General features: G+C 40.6%; 19 protein-coding genes and 1 rRNA gene. 17 read left to right on the forward strand and 3 right to left on the reverse strand.

Annotated elements, in window-relative coordinates:
- Nucleotides 1-135: 135 nt before the first annotated feature.
- Together IGJ26_RS07495 and IGJ26_RS07500 are read right to left on the reverse strand one after the other, a co-directional pair.
- A complete protein-coding gene (locus IGJ26_RS07495; RefSeq protein WP_005236258.1) occupies nucleotides 136-840 on the reverse strand; it encodes a histidine phosphatase family protein in 705 nt (234 codons plus the stop codon).
- Nucleotides 841-874: 34 nt separating this feature from the next.
- Complete coding sequence (locus IGJ26_RS07500) at nucleotides 875-1,495, reverse strand: MBL fold metallo-hydrolase (protein WP_005236256.1); 621 nt, start codon at nucleotides 1,493-1,495, stop codon at nucleotides 875-877.
- Between the two features lie 98 nt (nucleotides 1,496-1,593).
- On the opposite strand from IGJ26_RS07500, the gene IGJ26_RS07505 reads away from it, so the two are divergent.
- The 3 genes from IGJ26_RS07505 to IGJ26_RS07515 all read left to right on the forward strand — a co-directional run bounded on the left by IGJ26_RS07505 (nucleotide 1,594) and on the right by IGJ26_RS07515 (nucleotide 5,571).
- Nucleotides 1,594-2,007 (forward strand): GNAT family N-acetyltransferase, encoded by a 414-nt coding sequence (locus tag IGJ26_RS07505; protein ID WP_228085155.1) that lies wholly within the window; start codon nucleotides 1,594-1,596, stop codon nucleotides 2,005-2,007.
- A 278-nt stretch (nucleotides 2,008-2,285) separates the two neighbouring features.
- Nucleotides 2,286-2,822 carry a hypothetical protein gene (locus IGJ26_RS07510; RefSeq protein ID WP_005236248.1) on the forward strand — a complete coding sequence of 179 codons (537 nt, stop codon included), beginning with the start codon at nucleotides 2,286-2,288 and terminating at the stop codon, nucleotides 2,820-2,822.
- 259 nt (nucleotides 2,823-3,081) lie between these two features.
- Complete coding sequence (locus tag IGJ26_RS07515) at nucleotides 3,082-5,571, forward strand: ATP-dependent DNA helicase (RefSeq protein ID WP_008381346.1); 2,490 nt, start codon at nucleotides 3,082-3,084, stop codon at nucleotides 5,569-5,571.
- A 91-nt stretch (nucleotides 5,572-5,662) separates the two neighbouring features.
- Here IGJ26_RS07515 and IGJ26_RS07520 read toward each other — a convergent pair whose 3' ends face one another.
- Complete coding sequence (locus IGJ26_RS07520; RefSeq protein WP_005230187.1) at nucleotides 5,663-6,154, reverse strand: YajQ family cyclic di-GMP-binding protein; 492 nt, start codon at nucleotides 6,152-6,154, stop codon at nucleotides 5,663-5,665.
- A 153-nt stretch (nucleotides 6,155-6,307) separates the two neighbouring features.
- Here IGJ26_RS07520 and IGJ26_RS07525 point away from each other — a divergent pair, with 153 nt between their 5' ends.
- The 14 genes from IGJ26_RS07525 (at nucleotide 6,308) to IGJ26_RS07590 (ending at nucleotide 20,188) form a co-directional block, all read left to right on the forward strand.
- Nucleotides 6,308-7,243 carry a YitT family protein gene (locus IGJ26_RS07525; RefSeq protein ID WP_005236241.1) on the forward strand — a complete coding sequence of 312 codons (936 nt, stop codon included), beginning with the start codon at nucleotides 6,308-6,310 and terminating at the stop codon, nucleotides 7,241-7,243.
- A gap of 74 nt (nucleotides 7,244-7,317) precedes the next feature.
- The gene (locus IGJ26_RS07530; protein ID WP_005231940.1) at nucleotides 7,318-7,647 is read left to right on the forward strand and encodes a metal-sulfur cluster assembly factor; all 330 of its coding nucleotides are present in this window, start codon (nucleotides 7,318-7,320) and stop codon (nucleotides 7,645-7,647) included.
- Nucleotides 7,648-8,402: 755 nt separating this feature from the next.
- Nucleotides 8,403-8,720: a DUF2500 domain-containing protein gene (locus IGJ26_RS07535; protein ID WP_005236239.1), complete on the forward strand. Its 318-nt coding sequence runs from the start codon at nucleotides 8,403-8,405 to the stop codon at nucleotides 8,718-8,720.
- 538 nt (nucleotides 8,721-9,258) lie between these two features.
- Nucleotides 9,259-10,332 carry an alcohol dehydrogenase catalytic domain-containing protein gene (locus tag IGJ26_RS07540; RefSeq protein ID WP_034878878.1) on the forward strand — a complete coding sequence of 358 codons (1,074 nt, stop codon included), beginning with the start codon at nucleotides 9,259-9,261 and terminating at the stop codon, nucleotides 10,330-10,332.
- Between the two features lie 24 nt (nucleotides 10,333-10,356).
- Nucleotides 10,357-10,659, forward strand: a complete 303-nt coding sequence (locus IGJ26_RS07545) for a PTS sugar transporter subunit IIB (RefSeq protein ID WP_005236235.1) — start codon at nucleotides 10,357-10,359, stop codon at nucleotides 10,657-10,659.
- 2 nt (nucleotides 10,660-10,661) lie between these two features.
- Nucleotides 10,662-11,918: a PTS transporter subunit IIC gene (locus IGJ26_RS07550; RefSeq protein ID WP_005236230.1), complete on the forward strand. Its 1,257-nt coding sequence runs from the start codon at nucleotides 10,662-10,664 to the stop codon at nucleotides 11,916-11,918.
- 62 nt (nucleotides 11,919-11,980) lie between these two features.
- Nucleotides 11,981-12,421 carry a PTS sugar transporter subunit IIA gene (locus IGJ26_RS07555; protein ID WP_008381342.1) on the forward strand — a complete coding sequence of 147 codons (441 nt, stop codon included), beginning with the start codon at nucleotides 11,981-11,983 and terminating at the stop codon, nucleotides 12,419-12,421.
- Nucleotides 12,422-12,585: 164 nt separating this feature from the next.
- Nucleotides 12,586-14,355 (forward strand): PTS sugar transporter subunit IIA, encoded by a 1,770-nt coding sequence (locus tag IGJ26_RS07560; RefSeq protein WP_228085198.1) that lies wholly within the window; start codon nucleotides 12,586-12,588, stop codon nucleotides 14,353-14,355.
- Complete coding sequence (locus IGJ26_RS07565; RefSeq protein WP_008381340.1) at nucleotides 14,321-14,980, forward strand: class II aldolase/adducin family protein; 660 nt, start codon at nucleotides 14,321-14,323, stop codon at nucleotides 14,978-14,980. The genes IGJ26_RS07560 and IGJ26_RS07565 overlap by 35 nt, the downstream gene beginning before the upstream one ends.
- A 17-nt stretch (nucleotides 14,981-14,997) precedes the next feature.
- Nucleotides 14,998-16,038, forward strand: a complete 1,041-nt coding sequence (locus IGJ26_RS07570) for a galactitol-1-phosphate 5-dehydrogenase (protein ID WP_194199497.1) — start codon at nucleotides 14,998-15,000, stop codon at nucleotides 16,036-16,038.
- Between the two features lie 206 nt (nucleotides 16,039-16,244).
- Entirely contained in the window at nucleotides 16,245-17,183 is a 939-nt protein-coding gene (locus tag IGJ26_RS07575; RefSeq protein ID WP_008381338.1) for a dihydroorotate oxidase, read from the forward strand.
- A gap of 57 nt (nucleotides 17,184-17,240) precedes the next feature.
- Entirely contained in the window at nucleotides 17,241-17,762 is a 522-nt protein-coding gene (locus tag IGJ26_RS07580) for a GNAT family N-acetyltransferase (RefSeq protein WP_034872232.1), read from the forward strand.
- A 138-nt stretch (nucleotides 17,763-17,900) separates the two neighbouring features.
- Complete coding sequence (locus tag IGJ26_RS07585; RefSeq protein WP_005236216.1) at nucleotides 17,901-18,086, forward strand: hypothetical protein; 186 nt, start codon at nucleotides 17,901-17,903, stop codon at nucleotides 18,084-18,086.
- Nucleotides 18,087-18,628: 542 nt separating this feature from the next.
- A 16S ribosomal RNA gene (locus IGJ26_RS07590) occupies nucleotides 18,629-20,188 on the forward strand.
- The last annotated feature ends 40 nt before the right edge of the window (nucleotides 20,189-20,228 follow it).

Genomic DNA, 20,228 nt, shown 5'->3' on the forward strand with positions numbered 1-20,228 from the left:
TCTATGACAAAATACAACTCTTAGTATACCGTTTCCTGATTCGAATACCAATCTTTTTCCTAAAAAAAGAGGGCAGTTTTTAAAACAAAAACTGCTCCTTTCTTGAAGAAATTGATTAGCCGTCAGAGGTTTCTCTTAGGACAAAAGCTCTTGAGAGAGCGCTAAGCCTTTTTTGATGTATTCTGTGTTACCAACTTCGGCGATGGTAAAGCTGCCGTCTTCGTAGATCAGTCGAGTGACCGAACCATTTTCAATATCCATACGAACATTGTTCTCATCATTGATCAGATGCAAAAGAAAAGCGATCGTTAAGCCGTGAGACACAACTAACGCATTGCCGCCGCCTTTTTTCTCAACGCGATAGGCGATATCTTCAAACCCTGTTTTGACACGTTCGGTCAAAACATCAAAGGTTTCCGCCCAATTGGCTGTATCGGCGTGGTAGATCGCATTGGCGATCGCCTCAAACGTGACATGATTAGCAATCATCTCATCATAATCAGGAAAATCAAGAATCCGCGGCAGAACGCCCCACATTTCTGCATCATAGGCCCCTTCAAGTGAGCCAAAGCACCATTCACGAATCCGTTTGTCGATGTGATAAGGGATCTCCGGTCCTCTGACATGTTCACCCAGTATCAGACGCATGGTTTCAATCGCGCGACCGCTGTCACTGGATACTGCTTCTACAAAATCCACATCGCGTAACCCAAGGCCTAAATAGTGGATGCCTTGTTCACCGGTTCGAGTCAATGGTGTGTCACACCAGCCTTGCACCCGCTGCAATGTGTTAAACATTGTTTTTCCGTGACGCACGACATACAATTCCGTCTTTGCCATAACTAGTTATTCCTCCTTTTGATTCGTCATACGTTTATGCGTTAAAAAACGGATTGGTCCGTTTCTCAATTTCGATCGTTGTTGGTTCTCCGTGGCCAGGATAGACCGCCATTTGATTCGGTAAAACAAAGAGTTGCGTTTGGATGCTGGTCAGCAATTGTTCCAAATTTCCGGTTGGCAGGTCTGTCCGACCAATGCTACCTTTAAATAAGGCGTCTCCGGAAACGACAAAATTGTCAAAAATAAAACTGACGCTGCCAATGGAATGACCCGGGGTTGCAACAACCTTAAAGGACATGCCAGCTATCTCGTACTCTTTCAACTCTAGCTCGAATTCAGCTGGACGTGCGGTGATGGTTCCTAATTCAGGATGACGGCCAGAAAGGTTTTTCATAGGATCACTTAGCCATCCTTGCTCAAGCGGACTCACGTAAACGGGGATCTGATAATAATCCCGCAAATGGTCAACTGCGCCGATATGGTCATAATGAGTGTGGGTCAATAAAATCGCTGCTGGTTTTGCGCCTGTTTTTTCGATCTCAGCGATCAATCTCGCTGCTTCTGCTCCAGGATCAATAATCAACAAAACATCTTCTTTCCAAATTAGGTAACAATTTTCTTGAACGGGTCCTGTCACTAAACCAATGATTTTCATGCTAAAACCTCCTAGGATCACAAATACTTGTGTCTGACTATAAGTATAGCTTAAAGTATAAGAGGAAACAAAGAAAGGTTTTTAGGAGTGAAAAATTAATGATAAAAACGATAAACGCAGAAGACAATCGTCAGGCAGTCTGTCAATGGCTAAATCATTCAACGAAAAAAACAGAGGCAGTGAGTGCCTTTTCCGATCAAGAGCAGCTTTCATTTGCTTTTTTTGACAATCAGGATCAACTTGGTGGGGTGATTGGAAAACGGACAGGCAATACGATCCATATTCAATTGTTAGCAGTTGATCCAAGCCATCAGAATCAGGGGATCGGGAAACAATTGATAAAAGCACTTTTTGATCACGGTAAAAAAGCGGGGTGTCGTTCCGTGACGGTTACCACCCAAGACTACCAAGCGCCGCAATTCTACCAAGCAGTCGGCTTCGAACCGTTTGCTGTGCTTACGGATACACCTTTGCTTGGCACGGATAGGCTTTACTTCGTGAAGATGCTGTGATCAACCTTTGGCAGGCAGGTGATAAGGATAACCAATAGTTTGATGAGAGAAAAGCTTAGAATTATTGTGGGAATTCGAAAATTTTTCTAAGAAACCGCATTAGCAAAAAACTGCTGTTATACTAATTAAAATAAGAAAGCGTTGATTCGTTTGAAACGGGTCTAGTTTTTGACGAAAGCATGAACATTCTTCGTGACCAACTTCGAGGAAAGTGTGTGATCTGTATCTTGCGTTAGTTTTGATTGGTATACCTCAACTCTTTGTAAGAAGGTGTTTTTATGAAAAAATCCCTGCAATTTTTTTTCACTCTATGCTTCGCCGCGCTCGCTTTAGTGAGCTGTGGCCAAGAGGAGCTAACCATCAACGATTCGAAAGAAGTTTCTGAAACTGTTACTTCCGCCTCAAAAACGGTTGAAAATGGCGACCTTGATTTGATGCTGATCCAAGATGAGAGTGTCATCTTTCCGCAAAGCCAAGGGGTTTATGATTTTCATGAGAATGAGTTGACGATCGTTAAGCAGTATTTGCCGATGGCAGATTTAGAAGATAGTTCAGCCAGCTTTAGTGATGTTGCCTTGTATGAAGGACAAATCGAAAGTGATTTTCAGCGTCATTTTTCCCATTCAGAGGTACAGTTGTCCAACGACCCTTATCAAATTTATGAGATCACCTATCAAGATGCATCATACACGGTTGAAGGGAAGCATTTGACGATCAAAGCAGATGGACGGACCTTTGAGTTCACCTTAGATCTAGACAATCAACAAGCTTTTGACCAAAATGGTGTCAGTTATGATATTCAAGTCGATCAATAAATATCTTTCAAAAAATAGCCCTGCTTTACTTGCTTAGGTGAGTAGAGTAGGCTTTTTTGTAAATCCTTCGCCAAACCCATTTTCTGGAAGAAAAAATGAAGTCAATTATCTGATGAGTAGGTGTTTTGTTGCAAGTGGTTTTTTCATGGTGATAAAACCTGTTTGGATAGGATACTCTCCGCAGAGGATGAAAAGCTGTTTCTGTTCGCTTTTCCAAAAGTAATCTATCCGCTATAATGGCAAACGAGAAGGTGAACACGTGTATAAAGGAAAAGTTGCGGTTAGAAAAATCGTAGAATTTATTTTGCGCCGAGGCGATATTGATAGCCGCAAAGTCAGTAATCATACCGCGCAAGAAGGCGCCCGTATCCATCGCCAACTACAAAAAGAGGCTGGGGATGCGTATCAAAAAGAAGTCTTTTTCAAACGAGAAAGCCAAATTGAGAAAGATTCGATCACTGTCGAAGGACGTGCCGATGGTCTCTTTTTTGATGCAACTCTTAATTCTTGGGTGATCGATGAGATCAAAACTTCAGAACCAGCGTTCGAAGATATCCCTGAAGATCAAATCGATTTGTTTTTTGCCCAGGGAATGGTTTATGCTTATTTGTTTTTACTACAAGAAAATGAACAAGCAGCGCTTAGTGACAGTGAAAATCAAGAGAAACCAGAAGCGGAACCTATTGCTGAAGGTAATGATCCGAAGAGACCCATCGATCGAATCGCCGTACAATTGACTTATTATCAAACCACTGAAAAGCTGACCACCCGTACGAGAAGAACATTTCAGTTTTCAGAATTAGCTGTTTTTTATGAAGAATTACTTCAGGAATATCATAAATGGTTAGTTTTTCAAGAGAATTGGCGCCGTGTCCGCAATACGTCTTTGCAGCTGCTGTCTTTTCCCTTTGAAACCTTTCGCAAAGGGCAGCGAGAGTTAGCAGCAGCGGCGTATAAAACACTAAAAAATGGCAAGCGACTTTTTGCGGAAGCGCCAACTGGAACTGGAAAAACCATGTCAACGCTGTTTCCCGCATTAAAAGTGCTAGGGGAAGAAGGGGCTGATCGGGTCTTTTATCTGACGGCGAAGACGATCACCAGACAAGTGGCCGAAGATGCACTGAGCAAGTTAGCAGACAACGGTAGTGAAACCAAAAGTGTCACGATTACCGCCAAAGACAAAATCTGCTTTTTAGATGAACGAAACTGTACGCCAGAACACTGTGCGTATGCGCAAGGCTATTACAATCGAATCAACGAAGCATTATGGGATCTGTTGCATCACGAGAACCAAATAACCCGAGAAGTGATCGAGACCTACGGAAAGAAACATACGGTCTGTCCCTTCGAGCTTTCACTGGATGTCAGTGTCTTTTGCGATGTCATTATTGGTGATTATAATTATTTGTTTGATCCCACCGTTTATTTGCGAAGATTTTTTGAGGAGCCGGATGAAGAATATTTCTTTCTAGTGGATGAGGCCCATAACTTAGTCAACCGTTCCAAAGAAATGTATTCGGCAACCATTACCCGGCAGCCATTTAAGGAATTAAAGAAGAAACTATCCAATGACCAGCAAAAATTAAAACGCGCCCTAAACAAAGTTGACAAAGAATTTGCGGCTATTGCTCAAATAGCAAAAGAGGAAGAGTGGGAATATCACCATCAAGCAGCTCCCCATGAAACGATGGTCAATCAGCTCTACAAAGTAGCTGAATTGATGAAGGAATGGTTGCCGGCAAATCCTGAGCATGAATTGCAAGAAGAAGTGCTGCAAGTGTATTTTGAAGCTAACCATTATTTGAAGATCAGTGAATTTTATGATGATCACTACGAAACGACGGTGGAGATCGACCGCTATGATATCAAACTACGGCAATTTTGCATTGAACCAGCGCCGTTTTTGGAATCTGTGTTAGATAAGGGCAAGGCCAGCCTGTTGTTTTCTGCGAGCTTTACTCCTTTGTCCTATTATCAAGAGGTGTTAGGAGGCGGCAATGAAGCTTTGCGATATCGCCTGCCAAGTCCTTTTGATCCGAAAAATCAGGGGATTTTTATTGCAGACTATATCCAAACAACGTATCGCCAACGTGAAGCCAGCATTCCTGCAATCGTTGATGCAATCCAGCAAATGACCGCAGCGAAAGCGGGAAACTATATGGTCTTTTTCCCTTCTTATCGTTACTTGGATGATGTGGCGGCAGCATTTTCCCAACAGGCGCCAGAGGTGGAGGTCTTGATTCAGGGGACAGCCATGAACGAAGTAGAGCGCGAGGCGTTTCTTGCACAGTTTCAATCTCTTGAGCGGCAACGATCATCCTTGCTAGAAACAAGTCAAGACGGACAAGAGAGCCAGCCAAAAACATTAGTGGCATTTTGTGTCCTTGGTGGAATTTTTTCTGAAGGGATCGACTTGAAAGGCGATCGCTTGATCGGTGCGGCAGTGGTAGGAGTCGGACTGCCGCAAATCAATCACGAGCAAGAATTGATTCGGGAATATTACGATGAGAAAAAGGCAGCTGGCTTTGCGTATGCCTATCAGCTGCCCGGGATGAATAAAGTCCTGCAAGCAGCCGGTCGAGTGATCCGGGATGTCAGCGATCGCGGCGTGGTGTTATTGCTGGATCAACGTTTTCGGACACCGCGTTACCAAGAACTTTTCCCACTGCACTGGCAGCATGCCTTAAACATTCGTCGGCCGCAAGAGTTATCAAAGGCATTGACTCATTTTTGGCAAGAAAAAAACTAGAAGCAGAGCTTTCAGGAGAGGTTGTGCAAAATCAGCAGATAAAGCTGATTTTGCCTAACCAACACGTTAGACTCTGTTCTAGTTTTTTTGATTAGCGATAATTTGTAAACTGTAAATCGATCGTCAGGGGCAGTTTACGCAACAATTGGATCACCTCTTGCAGATCGTCACGACTTTTGCCTGTTACCCGAATTTGATTATCTTGAATTTGAGTTTTAACTTTTAGCTTGGCGTTTTTGATCGCAGTCGTTATTTTTTTGGCGTTTTCTTTATCGATGCCATTGATCAATTCTGCTGTTTGACGAGCTTTTGCCCCCAAGGCATGCTCCGTTTCGCCAAATTGTATATTTTTTGTTGGTACATTTCGTTTGATCAGCTTCGCAAAGAGCACATCTTTGATTTGCTCCAACTTAAATTCGTCATCTCCAACGATCGTCAGTTTGCCCTCAGTCATCTTGATTTCTACCGTGGAGCCTTTAAAATCAAATCGGTTTTTCAATTCTTTTTCCGCCTGTTGAATGGCGTTTTTCACTTCTTCTGTGTTGATCTCAGATACGACATCAAAACTTGCTTCTTTTGCCAAAATCAATCACTCCTCTCATCTCTTACCTATGATTTTAACATGGAGGCGAACGATGCGGGAATCAAAAGTAAATTTTTGCAAATAATTGTTTCATTTTTTCACACAAACTGCTATTCTTTGGAAGGAGATTTTTAGTGAAGGAGCTAGATCATTGTGAGTAAGTTATTAACGAAGCACGAACAATCAGAACGATTGAAAAAAATAGGGGTTATTTTGCTGTCAGGTATCACCGCAGCCATTGCTTTAAATTTCTTTTTGATTCCCGCAAACGTTCTTTCTGCTGGGATGAACGGGGTCGCCCAATTGATCGTGGCACTTGCCTTGGAACATTTTGGCGTTCACCTTAGTACAGGGCTGTTTATTTTCCTATTAAACTTGCCTATCTTTGTTCTCGGGTTCATCAAACTCGGGAAATCATCGACACTATTGAGCTTTATCAATGTCGTTGTCGTTTCTGTCTTAACGATAATCCTTCCACAAGGAGCAATCACTGACAATATTTTGGTTAACGCTTTGCTCGGTGGCGTACTGTTAGGCGTCGGCGTTGCGTTTTCACTGAAAATGGGTTTTACCACCGGCGGAATGGATATCCTTTCGTTGATATTATCAAAAACGACTGGAAAAACGGTCGGTAAATATATGTTTATTTTAAACGGCATCATTGTCATGGTCTCAGGTTTCGTCTTTTCTTGGGAAAGTGCCTTGTACACGATCATTTCGATTTTCGCAATGAGCTACGTGGTGGACATGCTGCACACAAGTCATCAAAAGGTAACGGCGATGATTATTACGACCAATGCGGAAGCTGTTGGGAAAAATATTTCTAAGCATGTGTTTCGCGGCATGACTTTGTTCCCCTCAGTCGGAGGCTATTCAGGCGTACCGGGCAATATGATCATGATGGTCGTGACCCGCTACGAGATCTACGATTTAGAACAAGCCGTTTTAGAAGCAGACGGCAATGCGTTTATTAACTTTGTGCCGACCCAATCGATCACAGGTCGTTTTGCGACAGATGATGAACAACGGACCTTTAAAACGACGGGGGTCTTCCCAGAACTGAAAATACACAAGAAAAGCCGTCCATAATCAAGGATCGTCCATTTACAAATCTTGCAAAAGAAGGTATTATTTGAAACAAGAATTAAAGGAGGTCTTCAACCGTGGCATATACTGAAGTAGAAGCAGAAGCAATCAAAGAGCGTGTCTTGGCTGCCTTGGAAACCGTGATTGACCCTGAGTTGGGGATTGATATAGTGAATCTAGGCTTAGTTTATGAAGTCGAATTTGATGCAGAAACAGGCAATACCGTAATCAAAATGACCTTAACAACAATGGGCTGTCCTTTAGCCGACGTATTGACCGAATCGATACACGAAGCACTAAGCGATATTCCAGAAGTCAAAAATCCAGAGGTAAAATTAGTTTGGTATCCCGCTTGGACGACTGATAAAATGAGTCGTTATGCACGGATTGCTTTGGGGATTCGTTAAGGATTTTCAATCATACAATTGTGTTTCATATTTGTTAACTAGTTGGAACAAGCTGTTTTCTTAGGTGGTGGACAGTTGGCAAAATGAGAAAATAAACACAGAACTCTTTTATTAACTTTGAAAATAGTTGGTAGAAGAGTTTTTTTAGAATACTTTATTAAATAAACAGTTACTTGGTGAAAAAGTTAAGCTTTTTTACTAAAAGCATTAAGGAATACAAGATATTTTAGAACCTGAAAGCTCAGCTTATTTTCCATTCATGTGACAACTGAAAGTGAGTTAGTATTTAACTTTACCGAAATAGTAATACTTTCAATAAACCTTCAATCATTTTGACAAAAAGAGAGCATAGATTAAATTCTTATTCATCCACATTGATAACCTTATGGTGCATCCGAGAAAACATGTCTAAATAAAAGTAACTGAATTTAGTCAGAGACTTTGGGATACGATGGTTTTTCCTAAAGGAGTCAATGTAGAAAGAAAAAGGATGATTCTAGAAATGCTTTTTCAAAGGTCACGTGATATCATCCTTTCAAATGACTCTTGGCTAACAAATATACAAATGTATTGTATGCAACAATCCATACATGAAAACGATAGCCCAGTTACAGTTTCGGTCAATCATTTAGCAAGCAACATATTTTATTAGAGTTTCGAGATTAATTAATTTAATTAATGTATAATTATAGTTAAGTTGTAAAAATGACTTGCTTGATTCCCTTGATCATAAAAAACAAAAAGGAGTGTGTTTTGTGGATTTTCTGTTTACTTTATTTGCTTTTATTTTCGTCGCAGTTATCTTATATCATATTGTCGAATTCTTAAAGGATCAATCTACGCCAGAAGTGTCAATACTTGCCACGCTAGTTGACAAACGAATGACAAGTAGCACGAATATTGCTGCAAACGGCTTTACGAATCAATCCATTACCTATTATCTTTTATTTGAAATCGCAAGTGGCGAAAGATTAGAATTTAAAGTAGGGTATGGAAAATACAAATTATACGTCATCGGAGATACTGGGGTATTGAGGTATCAAAGAAAAAGGTTTAATTCACTTGATAGGTAAAAATTTGTATGTATATAGTATGTGTTTATTCGTTTTCAATTTCAAAAAAAGTTGAACAGTCAATTAAAAAACTCCTATTCAAGTGTCTTATCATTTGAAATGATTTGAATTGTACGCTTTCAATGGAAAACGCAAGTATCATCGAGTAACACTTGAGAATTTCTCCTTACTGAGGTCGCATAATTGAAACCAAGACCGAGGAAAGTTTCCTACGAGGAACGGCTCAATTTAGTTCACTCATCCGTTCGAATGGAAGAAGTGATGAGCTACCTATAGTTTTAAATACTCATAAATAGAATAGTTTGCTTCACCAAAACCTCTTGGCTCATTGCTAAGAGGTTTTTTTGTTTTTACGTGGCTTCAAAATAATTCCAAGAAGGAAAAATCGTTCATGGTTTTTCACAAACATTTTCTCATTCAAGTAACAAATATAGAACTTGAAATGCAAAAAGTGTTACTTGTGAGGTACATCCGACGCACCTTACAATGAACATGTAAAATAAGAAAGAATGAATGGAGTTGAACGTTTGTGAAAAAAATGAAGGCTGCGTTGATGTATGGACCAGGAGATATTCGCTATGAACAAGTAGAGCGACCCTGCTGTCCAGAGGGAGGTTTTCTATTGAAGGTTAAGGCAGTTGGTCTGTGCGGCTCTGATATTCGCAATTTGCTGACCGATTCAAAAGCGGGGCGCTACCCTCATATTTATGGACACGAAATCGTTGGTGAGATCGTCGAAATTGATGAAAATGTGACGAAGTATCAAAGAGGGCAGATGGTTTATGTATACCCTATGGCTCATTGCCTACGTTGCGAAAATTGTCGTAATGGGAAGCACGAATGTTGTACGGAAGCTGAAAGTTACACCGATCTTCAAGGCGGTTTTGCAGAGTATATAGCATATAGTGCAACAAGAGTAGAACGAGGAGCGATTTTTGAAGTGCCAGAAGGACGAGAGCCTATCGCGGCAACATTAGCTGAACCCTTATCCTCCACTTATGCATGCATGGAGAATATTCAGGTTTCGTTAGGCGATTCGGTCGTCATTATTGGTGCAGGTCCAATTGGGGTCTTTTTAGCGATTCTAGCAAGGATTCGCGGAGCAAGCAAGGTAATCGTGATTGATAAAAATGCTGACAGACTAGCTCTTATGGAAGCGTTTAATGTAGATCATAGGATCGATTCTTCCAAAGAAGATCCTGTAGAAAAGGTGAAAGAGTATACGAATGGACATGGCGCACATAAAGTGATTTCAGCTAATCCATCAATAGAAGCACAGCAACAAAGTATTTTTATGGCTAAAAAATGTGGAATTGTCGTCTTTTTTGGTGGTGTAGCAAAGAATCAATTAACGCCTATAGATACGAATGCAGTTCATTATAACAATCTCTGGATTTATGGTCATTATGGTGCAAATAGTATTCAAGTCGAAAAATCTTTCCATTTATCCTTATCTGATCAGTTTCCTGCTGAAAAAATTATTTCTCATGTTTTGCCTTTAGCTGACATCAATCAGGCCATCGAATTGACGAGAGAAGGGAAGGCGTTAAAAGTCGTTTTACTACCAGAAGAAGAGTATAAAATTCATTCTTTATTGAAATCTCAAAAATAGAGTAAGGAAAGGAGGAGAAGGAAAATGAATAAAAAAATTGAGATCTATATTGCTTGTGGTAGTGGGATCGCCACGTCCACGGTTGTTCAAGAGAAAGTCAAACAAATCTTAGCTCAGAGCAACATTCAGGCTTCCATCACCAAAGGGAATATTAATCAAATTCCCTCAAAAGCAGAAACAGTGGATTTAATCTTGGTGACTACTCGATATGTCAAGCCAGTAAAAGTACCGATTCTTCCTGTTTTCAGTTTGATATCGGGAATCAACGAAGAGCAGACCGCGCAGAAAATCGTTGAAGAGTGCCATCGAATTATTAAAGGGGGATAAAAATGGAAGCTGTATTATCAGTTATTCAAAACATCATGGATATGGGGGCATCGGTTATGCTACCCGTTGTCATTTTTATTTTAAGCTGTGTCTTTAGGATGAAAATTGGCAAAGCACTTAAAACTGGGCTTTTAGTCGGCATCGGCTTTCAAGGGTTGGGGCTTGTTGTAGGACTCCTGGGTACTTCCTTGCAACCAGCCATCGATTATTATCAGGAAATGGGATCAGGATATACCACGATGGATGTTGGCTGGGCTGCTGTGGGAGCGGCGTCGTGGTCAGTACCTTTTGCAGCGATTGCTATTTTGATGATCGTAGGATTAAATGTATTGTTTATTCTTTTGAAATGGACAACGGTTATGAATGTCGACATTTGGAACTATATTCATTTTTTGATTCCTGGAGCATTAGCGTATGCCTTGTTTGATAGTTTTTGGCTAGGTTTGACTGTTACGGTTGGCTTATCAATTGTCACTTTATTCGTGGCTCAGTGGTTTGCTCCTAGATGGGAGGCGTATTACGGACTGGAAGGCACGACTTGTACGACATTTTCATTTATTACTTTCGCTTATCCTTTTGGACTATTAGTAAATAAACTGATTGATCTGATTCCTGGTCTTAACAAAATCGATATCAGTTTGGAAAAAGTCGAAAGTAAAATTGGTTTTTTTGGAGATCCAGCAGTTATCGGTTTGTTGGTTGGAACTTTTCTAGGCGTATTGACACGCCAAGAATTTACGGTAGCGATTTCTATGGGGGTTGGAGTTTCAGCGGTGCTAGTACTGATACCCAAAATGGTCTCTGTTATGATGGAAGGCTTGACTGCGATCGGGGAAGCTGCCAAAGAATTTATGAAGAAACATATTGGCGAAGGGAAAAAATTATATATCGGCATGGACATTGCTCTTGGTCTTGGAGATCCGACAGCGATCACAACGACAGTGATTCTGATTCCGATAGCAATATTCTTAGCATTTATTATCCCTGGTATGCATTATTTTCCAGTTGGTGTTTTAACAGTAATCGTATATATGATTCCACTACTAGCATTAGCATCAAATGGCAATCTTTTTCGAACGCTTGTCACTGGCTTTTTCTTCTTAGTTATCGTTCTAATTGGAACAAACACCTTTGCACCTGAAGCAACCGAAATGATGAATGCGACCGGTGTACCTGTGGAAGGGGTTGTGACAGATAGTTTCTGGGGCTACAATTTAGCAAATATTATAATCAGCTTATTTCATCGAATCGTTGGGTAATTGACCAAATGAATAAACGAATTGTTGACAAAATAAATGGCTTAGTGGGAGAGAAATAGTGTATGAAATTTAAAGCAATCGAATTGAATGAGCGCTCCAATATAGAAGTGATTAAACAATGCGGACTTGAACTGCTAAACGAAGGGCTCGTCGGGAATAGTTTTATCGAGTCTTGTATCGAACGCGAACATCATTTTCCTACTGGTCTGCCAGTTGACCCGCCAGTTGCGATTCCGCATACCTTCGATCTCTCTGTGAAAGAATCTTCTGTCTGTTACGCAAGACTAAAAAAGCCTGTGACTTTTAAACAGATGGATACGCAAGTAGATGACTTAGCAGTCGAACATGTATTTTGCATGGCACTAAAAGATGAGCATACCTATATTGAATTTCTTCAAAAATTGATTTTAAGCATCCAATCTCGAAATTTTATTGTTCAATTAAGCAAGTGTGAACCTGAAAAACTTGTTGATTTTCTAAGAGAGAATTTGTCTATTCATTAAGGAGGAGTGCTGTGAGGAAAATTACTGCTGAAATCATCTATCTCCTACTATATAACAAAATAACGAAAATTAGATTGGAGCAACTTTATAAAAACTTGAATCTCTCGCCAAAGAAATTCACGAGTGAAATCAAAGTCTTGAACTCGTTTCTAAATACTCACGATATGCCGCAAGTGAAAATTGAAAGCGGATACTTACAGGTTCCTGATGAACTAGATTTGTCAGAAGCTTATCAGCTTGTTTTAGAATTGTCCCCTTACGACTATTCCTTGAATCCTGATGAAAGACGCACATTACTTCTGATCAATTTATTGATAACAGAAGATGTTCTTACGATGGATCATTTTGCTGATTTGTTTTACGTCAGTCGATTAACAATCATCCGCGATATCAATACGTTGAAAAAACAAGAAGTGATCATGAGTAAATATATCGAAACGCTTAGGGGCGAAGGGGTTATCCTTAAGATGAATCAATCGGAGAAAAGAGAGTATTTGTTTACATTGTTTTTAGAAAATATAGACGCAAAAGGATACATCAATTATGTCGGGATGCAAATCCTTCGGGCATTTGACGGGTCAATGGAGTATTTAGACTTTCTGGGATTCATTTTTAACGAGTTAAAGTATGCAGAAAAGTATCAGCAGTTTGATCTTTTCGTCTATATTTTTATCGTTATCAATATGCCCCGCAAAGAACAAGGTGAATCTCCCAAATTTGTCGTTATGTCGGAAAACCTGAGCATACTCATCGATCAAATTGAAAAAAGATTTGATCGAACGATCTCTTTCGAAGACAAACAGGCAATAGCAGAATTTTGTCATTTGAAAAAGCGAAAAAATGTGAAGGATGCTGAATTGTATAATTTGGTCATCTATTTTCTGAATAAAATTGATGAAGATTTAGGGACGACTCTAAAGTACGAATTTGACTTAATTTCTGATCTATACAATCACTTACAAATTATTGAAGAAGAGAACATTATTTTGGATATTGAAAATATCGGTCTTTTGCGGCATCAGTTTATGGATATTATCGTAGCTGTAAGGGCTAATAGTGGTGTCATTGAAAACTACCTGTCCCGATCCTTCAATGAATCATTTATTACTACGATCGCTATTCATATCGCAACTGCCTTAACCCGACAAGAATATAAGATGAGCAAAATCGATATCTGGATCGTGTGTGAAAATTTATCGATAGCGAAAATGATTGCTATGAAAATTAGTCGATACAAGCAGTTCAAAATTATGAATGTGCTAACACTTGCTACTTATCGTAAGATGTGCTTCCGTCAAAAAGCCAATCGTTTAATCTTAACTGCTGATCCTTTGCCTTTTTTGGAAGAGGATGTTTTAAGGATAACACCTTTTGTGACTCAAGAAGATATCCAAAATATAGTAAAGACGGTTGACCGTTTGTTTACGATTAATGAAGAAGAGACTGAAGAAAAATTTGATCAATTTGTCCAACAACCACAAAGAAAATTGCATGATTACTTGTTAAATTCGCATGTTATCAGAATCGACCAAAAATGTTCTTGGGAGCATTCTTTACGCTTAGCAGGGAAAGTGTTGACACAAAACGAGTGTATTGAGCAGAGCTATGTAGAAGAAGTCGTTGAAAATGTGAAACAAAATGGACCTTATATCGTAATAAGTGAAGGTGTTGCTTTAGCTCATGCGAACAATCGGGGAAATGTCCACCGTAGCACGATTAGCCTCTTGACGAATAAACAAAAAATCTCTTACGGATCTGAGGATTATTTTCAAGTGACTTATGTTTTCTTCGTCGCTCTTGTAAGAAGTGAAGAATATTTAGAAATTGTTGAAGATATTATGTTTCTTGGGAAATATGGATTAATTGAAAAATATTTACGTTTTAGACAGGAGGAAGCCGATGGATTATTTAGAAGAAAGGAAATTCATATGTAAGATTGCCAAATCTTTATTTGACAGGAAGCTAACGGATGCTGCTGGTGGCAATATCTCTATAAAAGTTTCAGAAGATCATTTCTTGATGACACCTACTTTGGCATCTGTTCAGTATCTTTGGGAATTAGAGGCAGCGCAAATTCTTTTGGTAGATAAGAAACTATCCCTCATCGAAGGTACTGGTCGCTTGACCAGGGAAATCAATATGCATATGAGTTTTTATCACTCAGATCCACGGATCAAAGCAGTGATTCATGCTCATCCATTAAATTTGATGGTTTACAGTTGTATAGGGACTGATATGCCCATCGTCTGTGAAAACCTTCGTCTCGGACCGGATGCGATCCGTTGTTTGGATTATGCACCTGCAACAACTGAAAAGTTAGCACACTTGGTTGGTGACTACTCTCAAAACATGGTGACAAATGAAGAAAAACTACCTTATGGAATGTTATTGCGAGAACATGGGGTAATTGTTGGAGCCACTAATTTGGCTTTTGCAAATGATTATCTGGAAAGACTAGAAACAAATGCTTATGTGCATTTACATTCGCAAGCGCTTCTCCAGCAGGGCTATGAATATTATACTGACAAAACAAACGTTACCTATGAATCCCATGAATGAAGATTGGAGGAGAGTGGATGAGGGCTGGTTTCTTAATTGGACTGAATGAATTTGAGATTCGAGAAATGGATGTTCCACAATGCCGTCAGAATGAAGTGATTGTAAAAGTAGAAGCTTCAGGAATCTGTGGGTCAGATATCCACAAAATGAGTAAAGGCTGGAAATACAAGTTACCCATGATCATGGGACACGAGATGGCTGGGACTATTGTAAAAGTTGGTCGTTCTGTTCATCATTTAAAAAAAGACGATCGGGTCGCTGTTGTCCCGTTTATTCCTTGTCGTAACTGTGCATACTGTGCTATCGGGAAGTATCAATTATGTACGGACTATATCATGATGGGATCGCAACGGTTTGGGGGATTTGCAGAGTACGTCTCCGTGACAGCGAGCAATATCGTGAAAATAGGGACTAAGTTGTCTTTTGAAGAAGCGGCCATGATTGAGCCTCTTGCTGTCTCAGCGCATGGTGTTTATGGAATCGAACCTAAAGTGGGCGATGTCGTTGCAGTTTTTGGGTTAGGAACGATTGGATTGCTGACGATCCAATGGTTAAAAATTGCGGGTGTGAAAACGATCATTGGCATTGATATTCAATCAGAGAAACTGGAACAAGCAATAGATTTAGGTGTCACCGATACGATTAATCCTAGTCTTCAAGATCTTGAAACAGAGATCTCCCGAATAACGGATGGTTTAGGCGTGGATATTGCAATGGAATGTGCAGGTACTAAAATAACCGAAGAGCAATGTCTCTTAGTGACAAAAAAAGGCGGGAAAATTGGATTTCAAGGGATCGCTTATTCTGATGTTTTGATTAGACAACGGGCATTTGAAAAAATCTTTCGCAGTGAATTAACCATTAAGGGTTTTTGGAATAGTTATTCTGCGCCTTTCCCAGGTAAAGAATGGTTTGATTCAATCACCTTTTTAGAAAGCGGGCGCTTGAGTGTCAGTCATATGATTTCCCATCGCTTTCCATTAGAGGATCTTCAAAGAGCATTTGATTTAGCGGTAAATAGAAGTGAAAGCTTTAATAAAATAATGATCATGCTCTAAAAAAACATTTGAGTACAATATAAACCGATTGTTTTCAAAACCATATTTATTCAGTAAGTTTTAACAAGCTGTATGGATATGGTTTTTTTGATTTGCTACTCTGATTACAGAGGTTGCTCCTTCTAAAACCTGTCCCACTCAAAGACATCGTTGCATTTTCAGAAATGAAACGGTAAACTAGTTGAAAAGATTGGAGGAATGAATCAATGTTAGCTACGAATTTTGGGAAATATACATACAAAAATCCGTTTATGAACGCCTCAGGAGTCCATTGTATGACGATCGAGGAATTAGATGAATTAGCGGCATCAGCAGCTGGGGCATTTGTCACGAAGAGTGCAACGCTAGAAGCACGTGCGGGAAATCCAGAACCACGTTATACCGATTTACCGTTAGGAAGCATCAATTCGATGGGATTACCAAATCTAGGGGTGGACTACTACTTAGACTATGCTATCAAAAAACAGCAGGAAATGACCCAGCAAGCGCCCTTCTTTTTCTCTGTCGCTGGTATGAGCGTGGCTGAAAACATTGAGTTATTGAAGAAAATCCAAGAAAGTGATTTTGACGGAATCACAGAGTTAAATCTTTCTTGTCCAAACGTGCCAGGAAAACCCCAAGTTGCCTATGATTTTCCTTTGACCGATCAAATTCTGGAAACAGTCTTTGGTTTTTTCACAAAACCTTTAGGTGTCAAATTGCCGCCATACTTTGATTTGGCTCACTTTGATGAGATGGCTAAGATATTGAACAAGTATCCGTTAACTTATATCAATTCAATCAATAGTATTGGGAATGCTTTATTTATCGATCCTGCTACTGACTCAGTAGTTATCAAACCAAAAGATGGGTTTGGCGGTTTGGGAGGCGAATATGTGAAACCAACGGCATTAGCCAATGTGCGGGCTTTCTATACACGTCTCAAGCCAGAAATCAAAATTATCGGTACTGGTGGGATTCGTAATGGTCAAGATGCGTACGAACATTTGTTATGTGGCGCTTCTATGTTGCAGATCGGCACAGAGCTGCAAAAAGAAGGACCGGTGATCTTTGAACGATTGACGAAAGAATTAGCAGCGATCATGAAAGAAAAAGGGTATCAATCAATCAGTGAGTTCCAGGGGAAATTAAAAACGATTGATTAAGAACGACTTTGAATGCTTTACTATCCGCTTCTTTTTATAGAAGAAAGGTGGTTTTTAATGGAGAAGTTTCGTAAAACAACGGAGGATGATCTGGTTGAGTTGATGGCGCTTTTTGAAGAAGGCATTGCTTTCTTAAAAGCACAAGGATCTCCGCAATGGCAAGATGGATATGGCCCAAAAGAAAATCAAATCAAAGCAGATATTGCAAACGATGAGAGCTATGTGTTGGTGATAGATGGAAAAATTGCGGCATCGGCAGCGTTAGTATCCGGTGAAGATCCTGTCTACAACGCAATTACCGGCGCAGGGTGGGATGGAAACGGTCCATATCTATCCATTCATCGCGTCGTTGTCAGTTCTCATTTTAAAGGGCAAAAGTTAAGCGCCAAATTGCTGCAAGCTCTTGAAGTGGTTGCATTAGAGCAAGGAATCGTTGATTTACGTATCGATACGTATAAAGCTAATATTGGTATGCAAAAGAATATTCAAGCAGCTGGCTATCAATACAAAGGAGAGGTAACATTCCCTTTTCCGAACGGAGAGCGATTGGCTTTTCAAAAACGTTTGACCGCAAGCTAAGCATTCTATTCCATTAGTGTCACTTGGCTGAATTAATGGAATAGTTGTGTCAAAGTGAATTTTTGGTATGAAAATGCGGATAATGGTTGTCAGAATCCTTTCGGCTTGCTAAGATAAGCACGTAAAGGACGGTGCCAAATGAAGAAAAGAATCAAAAAGAAAAAAGCTTATAAAAAATATATCCATGATATTTTTGCGGGTTATGAAGAAATGCTTGAGAATCCAGCGATCAATGAGAAGAAGTTTTCTTATCTGAAAGAAGAAACAACCTTAAAACGAGACGATCAAAATCAGATCCGTTTTCGTACGATCGATATTGATTAAACTACCTATTTTGGGTAGTTTTTTTGTTTATCTCGACTTAGTTGAAAATATTTCAGAAAAAAGCTTGCTCTTTCATTCTTAGAATGATAAAGTATTCAACGTTGGCAATTGAGCCAGCGGGTCAAAAGAGCGTTTGAAAAAACTTCAAAAAAGACTTGACCAAAAATGAAACAGATGATATTATAACGAAGTCGCAATAATAAAATAGTTAATCGATGTTGATACATCAACAAAATTAATTAAAAAAAGTTGTTGACAAATAACAAATCATTTGTTATTCTAATGAAGTCGCTGAGACAGCCGCTGCGAAGTTGAAAAACAACGAGCGAAAAAAACTTTTAAAAAAGAGTTGACAATCAACTGTCGCTCTGATATGATATAAAAGTTGCTAACACAGCACGGTAGACCTTTGAAAACTGAACAAAGCAAGCAAACGAACCAATGTGTAGGACGTTTCAATTTATTGAAACAAATACATGCAAGCAATAGCTAGCAAAGTTAATTTTTATGAGCTTAATGACCGTATGGTCATTCAAACAAATCATTATGAGAGTTTGATCCTGGCTCAGGACGAACGCTGGCGGCGTGCCTAATACATGCAAGTCGAACGCTTTTTCTTTCACCGGAGCTTGCTCCACCGAAAGAAAAAGAGTGGCGAACGGGTGAGTAACACGTGGGTAACCTGCCCATCAGAAGGGGATAACACTTGGAAACAGGTGCTAATACCGTATAACACTATTTTCCGCATGGAAGAAAGTTGAAAGGCGCTTTTGCGTCACTGATGGATGGACCCGCGGTGCATTAGCTAGTTGGTGAGGTAACGGCTCACCAAGGCAACGATGCATAGCCGACCTGAGAGGGTGATCGGCCACACTGGGACTGAGACACGGCCCAGACTCCTACGGGAGGCAGCAGTAGGGAATCTTCGGCAATGGACGAAAGTCTGACCGAGCAACGCCGCGTGAGTGAAGAAGGTTTTCGGATCGTAAAACTCTGTTGTTAGAGAAGAACAAGGATGAGAGTAGAACGTTCATCCCTTGACGGTATCTAACCAGAAAGCCACGGCTAACTACGTGCCAGCAGCCGCGGTAATACGTAGGTGGCAAGCGTTGTCCGGATTTATTGGGCGTAAAGCGAGCGCAGGCGGTTTCTTAAGTCTGATGTGAAAGCCCCCGGCTCAACCGGGGAGGGTCATTGGAAACTGGGAGACTTGAGTGCAGAAGAGGAGAGTGGAATTCCATGTGTAGCGGTGAAATGCGTAGATATATGGAGGAACACCAGTGGCGAAGGCGGCTCTCTGGTCTGTAACTGACGCTGAGGCTCGAAAGCGTGGGGAGCGAACAGGATTAGATACCCTGGTAGTCCACGCCGTAAACGATGAGTGCTAAGTGTTGGAGGGTTTCCGCCCTTCAGTGCTGCAGCAAACGCATTAAGCACTCCGCCTGGGGAGTACGACCGCAAGGTTGAAACTCAAAGGAATTGACGGGGGCCCGCACAAGCGGTGGAGCATGTGGTTTAATTCGAAGCAACGCGAAGAACCTTACCAGGTCTTGACATCCTTTGACCACTCTAGAGATAGAGCTTCCCCTTCGGGGGCAAAGTGACAGGTGGTGCATGGTTGTCGTCAGCTCGTGTCGTGAGATGTTGGGTTAAGTCCCGCAACGAGCGCAACCCTTATTGTTAGTTGCCATCATTTAGTTGGGCACTCTAGCGAGACTGCCGGTGACAAACCGGAGGAAGGTGGGGATGACGTCAAATCATCATGCCCCTTATGACCTGGGCTACACACGTGCTACAATGGGAAGTACAACGAGTTGCGAAGTCGCGAGGCTAAGCTAATCTCTTAAAGCTTCTCTCAGTTCGGATTGTAGGCTGCAACTCGCCTACATGAAGCCGGAATCGCTAGTAATCGCGGATCAGCACGCCGCGGTGAATACGTTCCCGGGCCTTGTACACACCGCCCGTCACACCACGAGAGTTTGTAACACCCGAAGTCGGTGAGGTAACCTTTTTGGAGCCAGCCGCCTAAGGTGGGATAGATGATTGGGGTGAAGTCGTAACAAGGTAGCCGTATCGGAAGGTGCGGCTGGATCACCTCCTTTCTAAGGAATATTTCGGAAGACTACACATCGTTTGCCTTTG

Source organism: Enterococcus sp. AZ095a (genome assembly GCF_050546735.1).
GTDB lineage: Bacteria > Bacillota > Bacilli > Lactobacillales > Enterococcaceae > Enterococcus_D > Enterococcus_D entomosocium.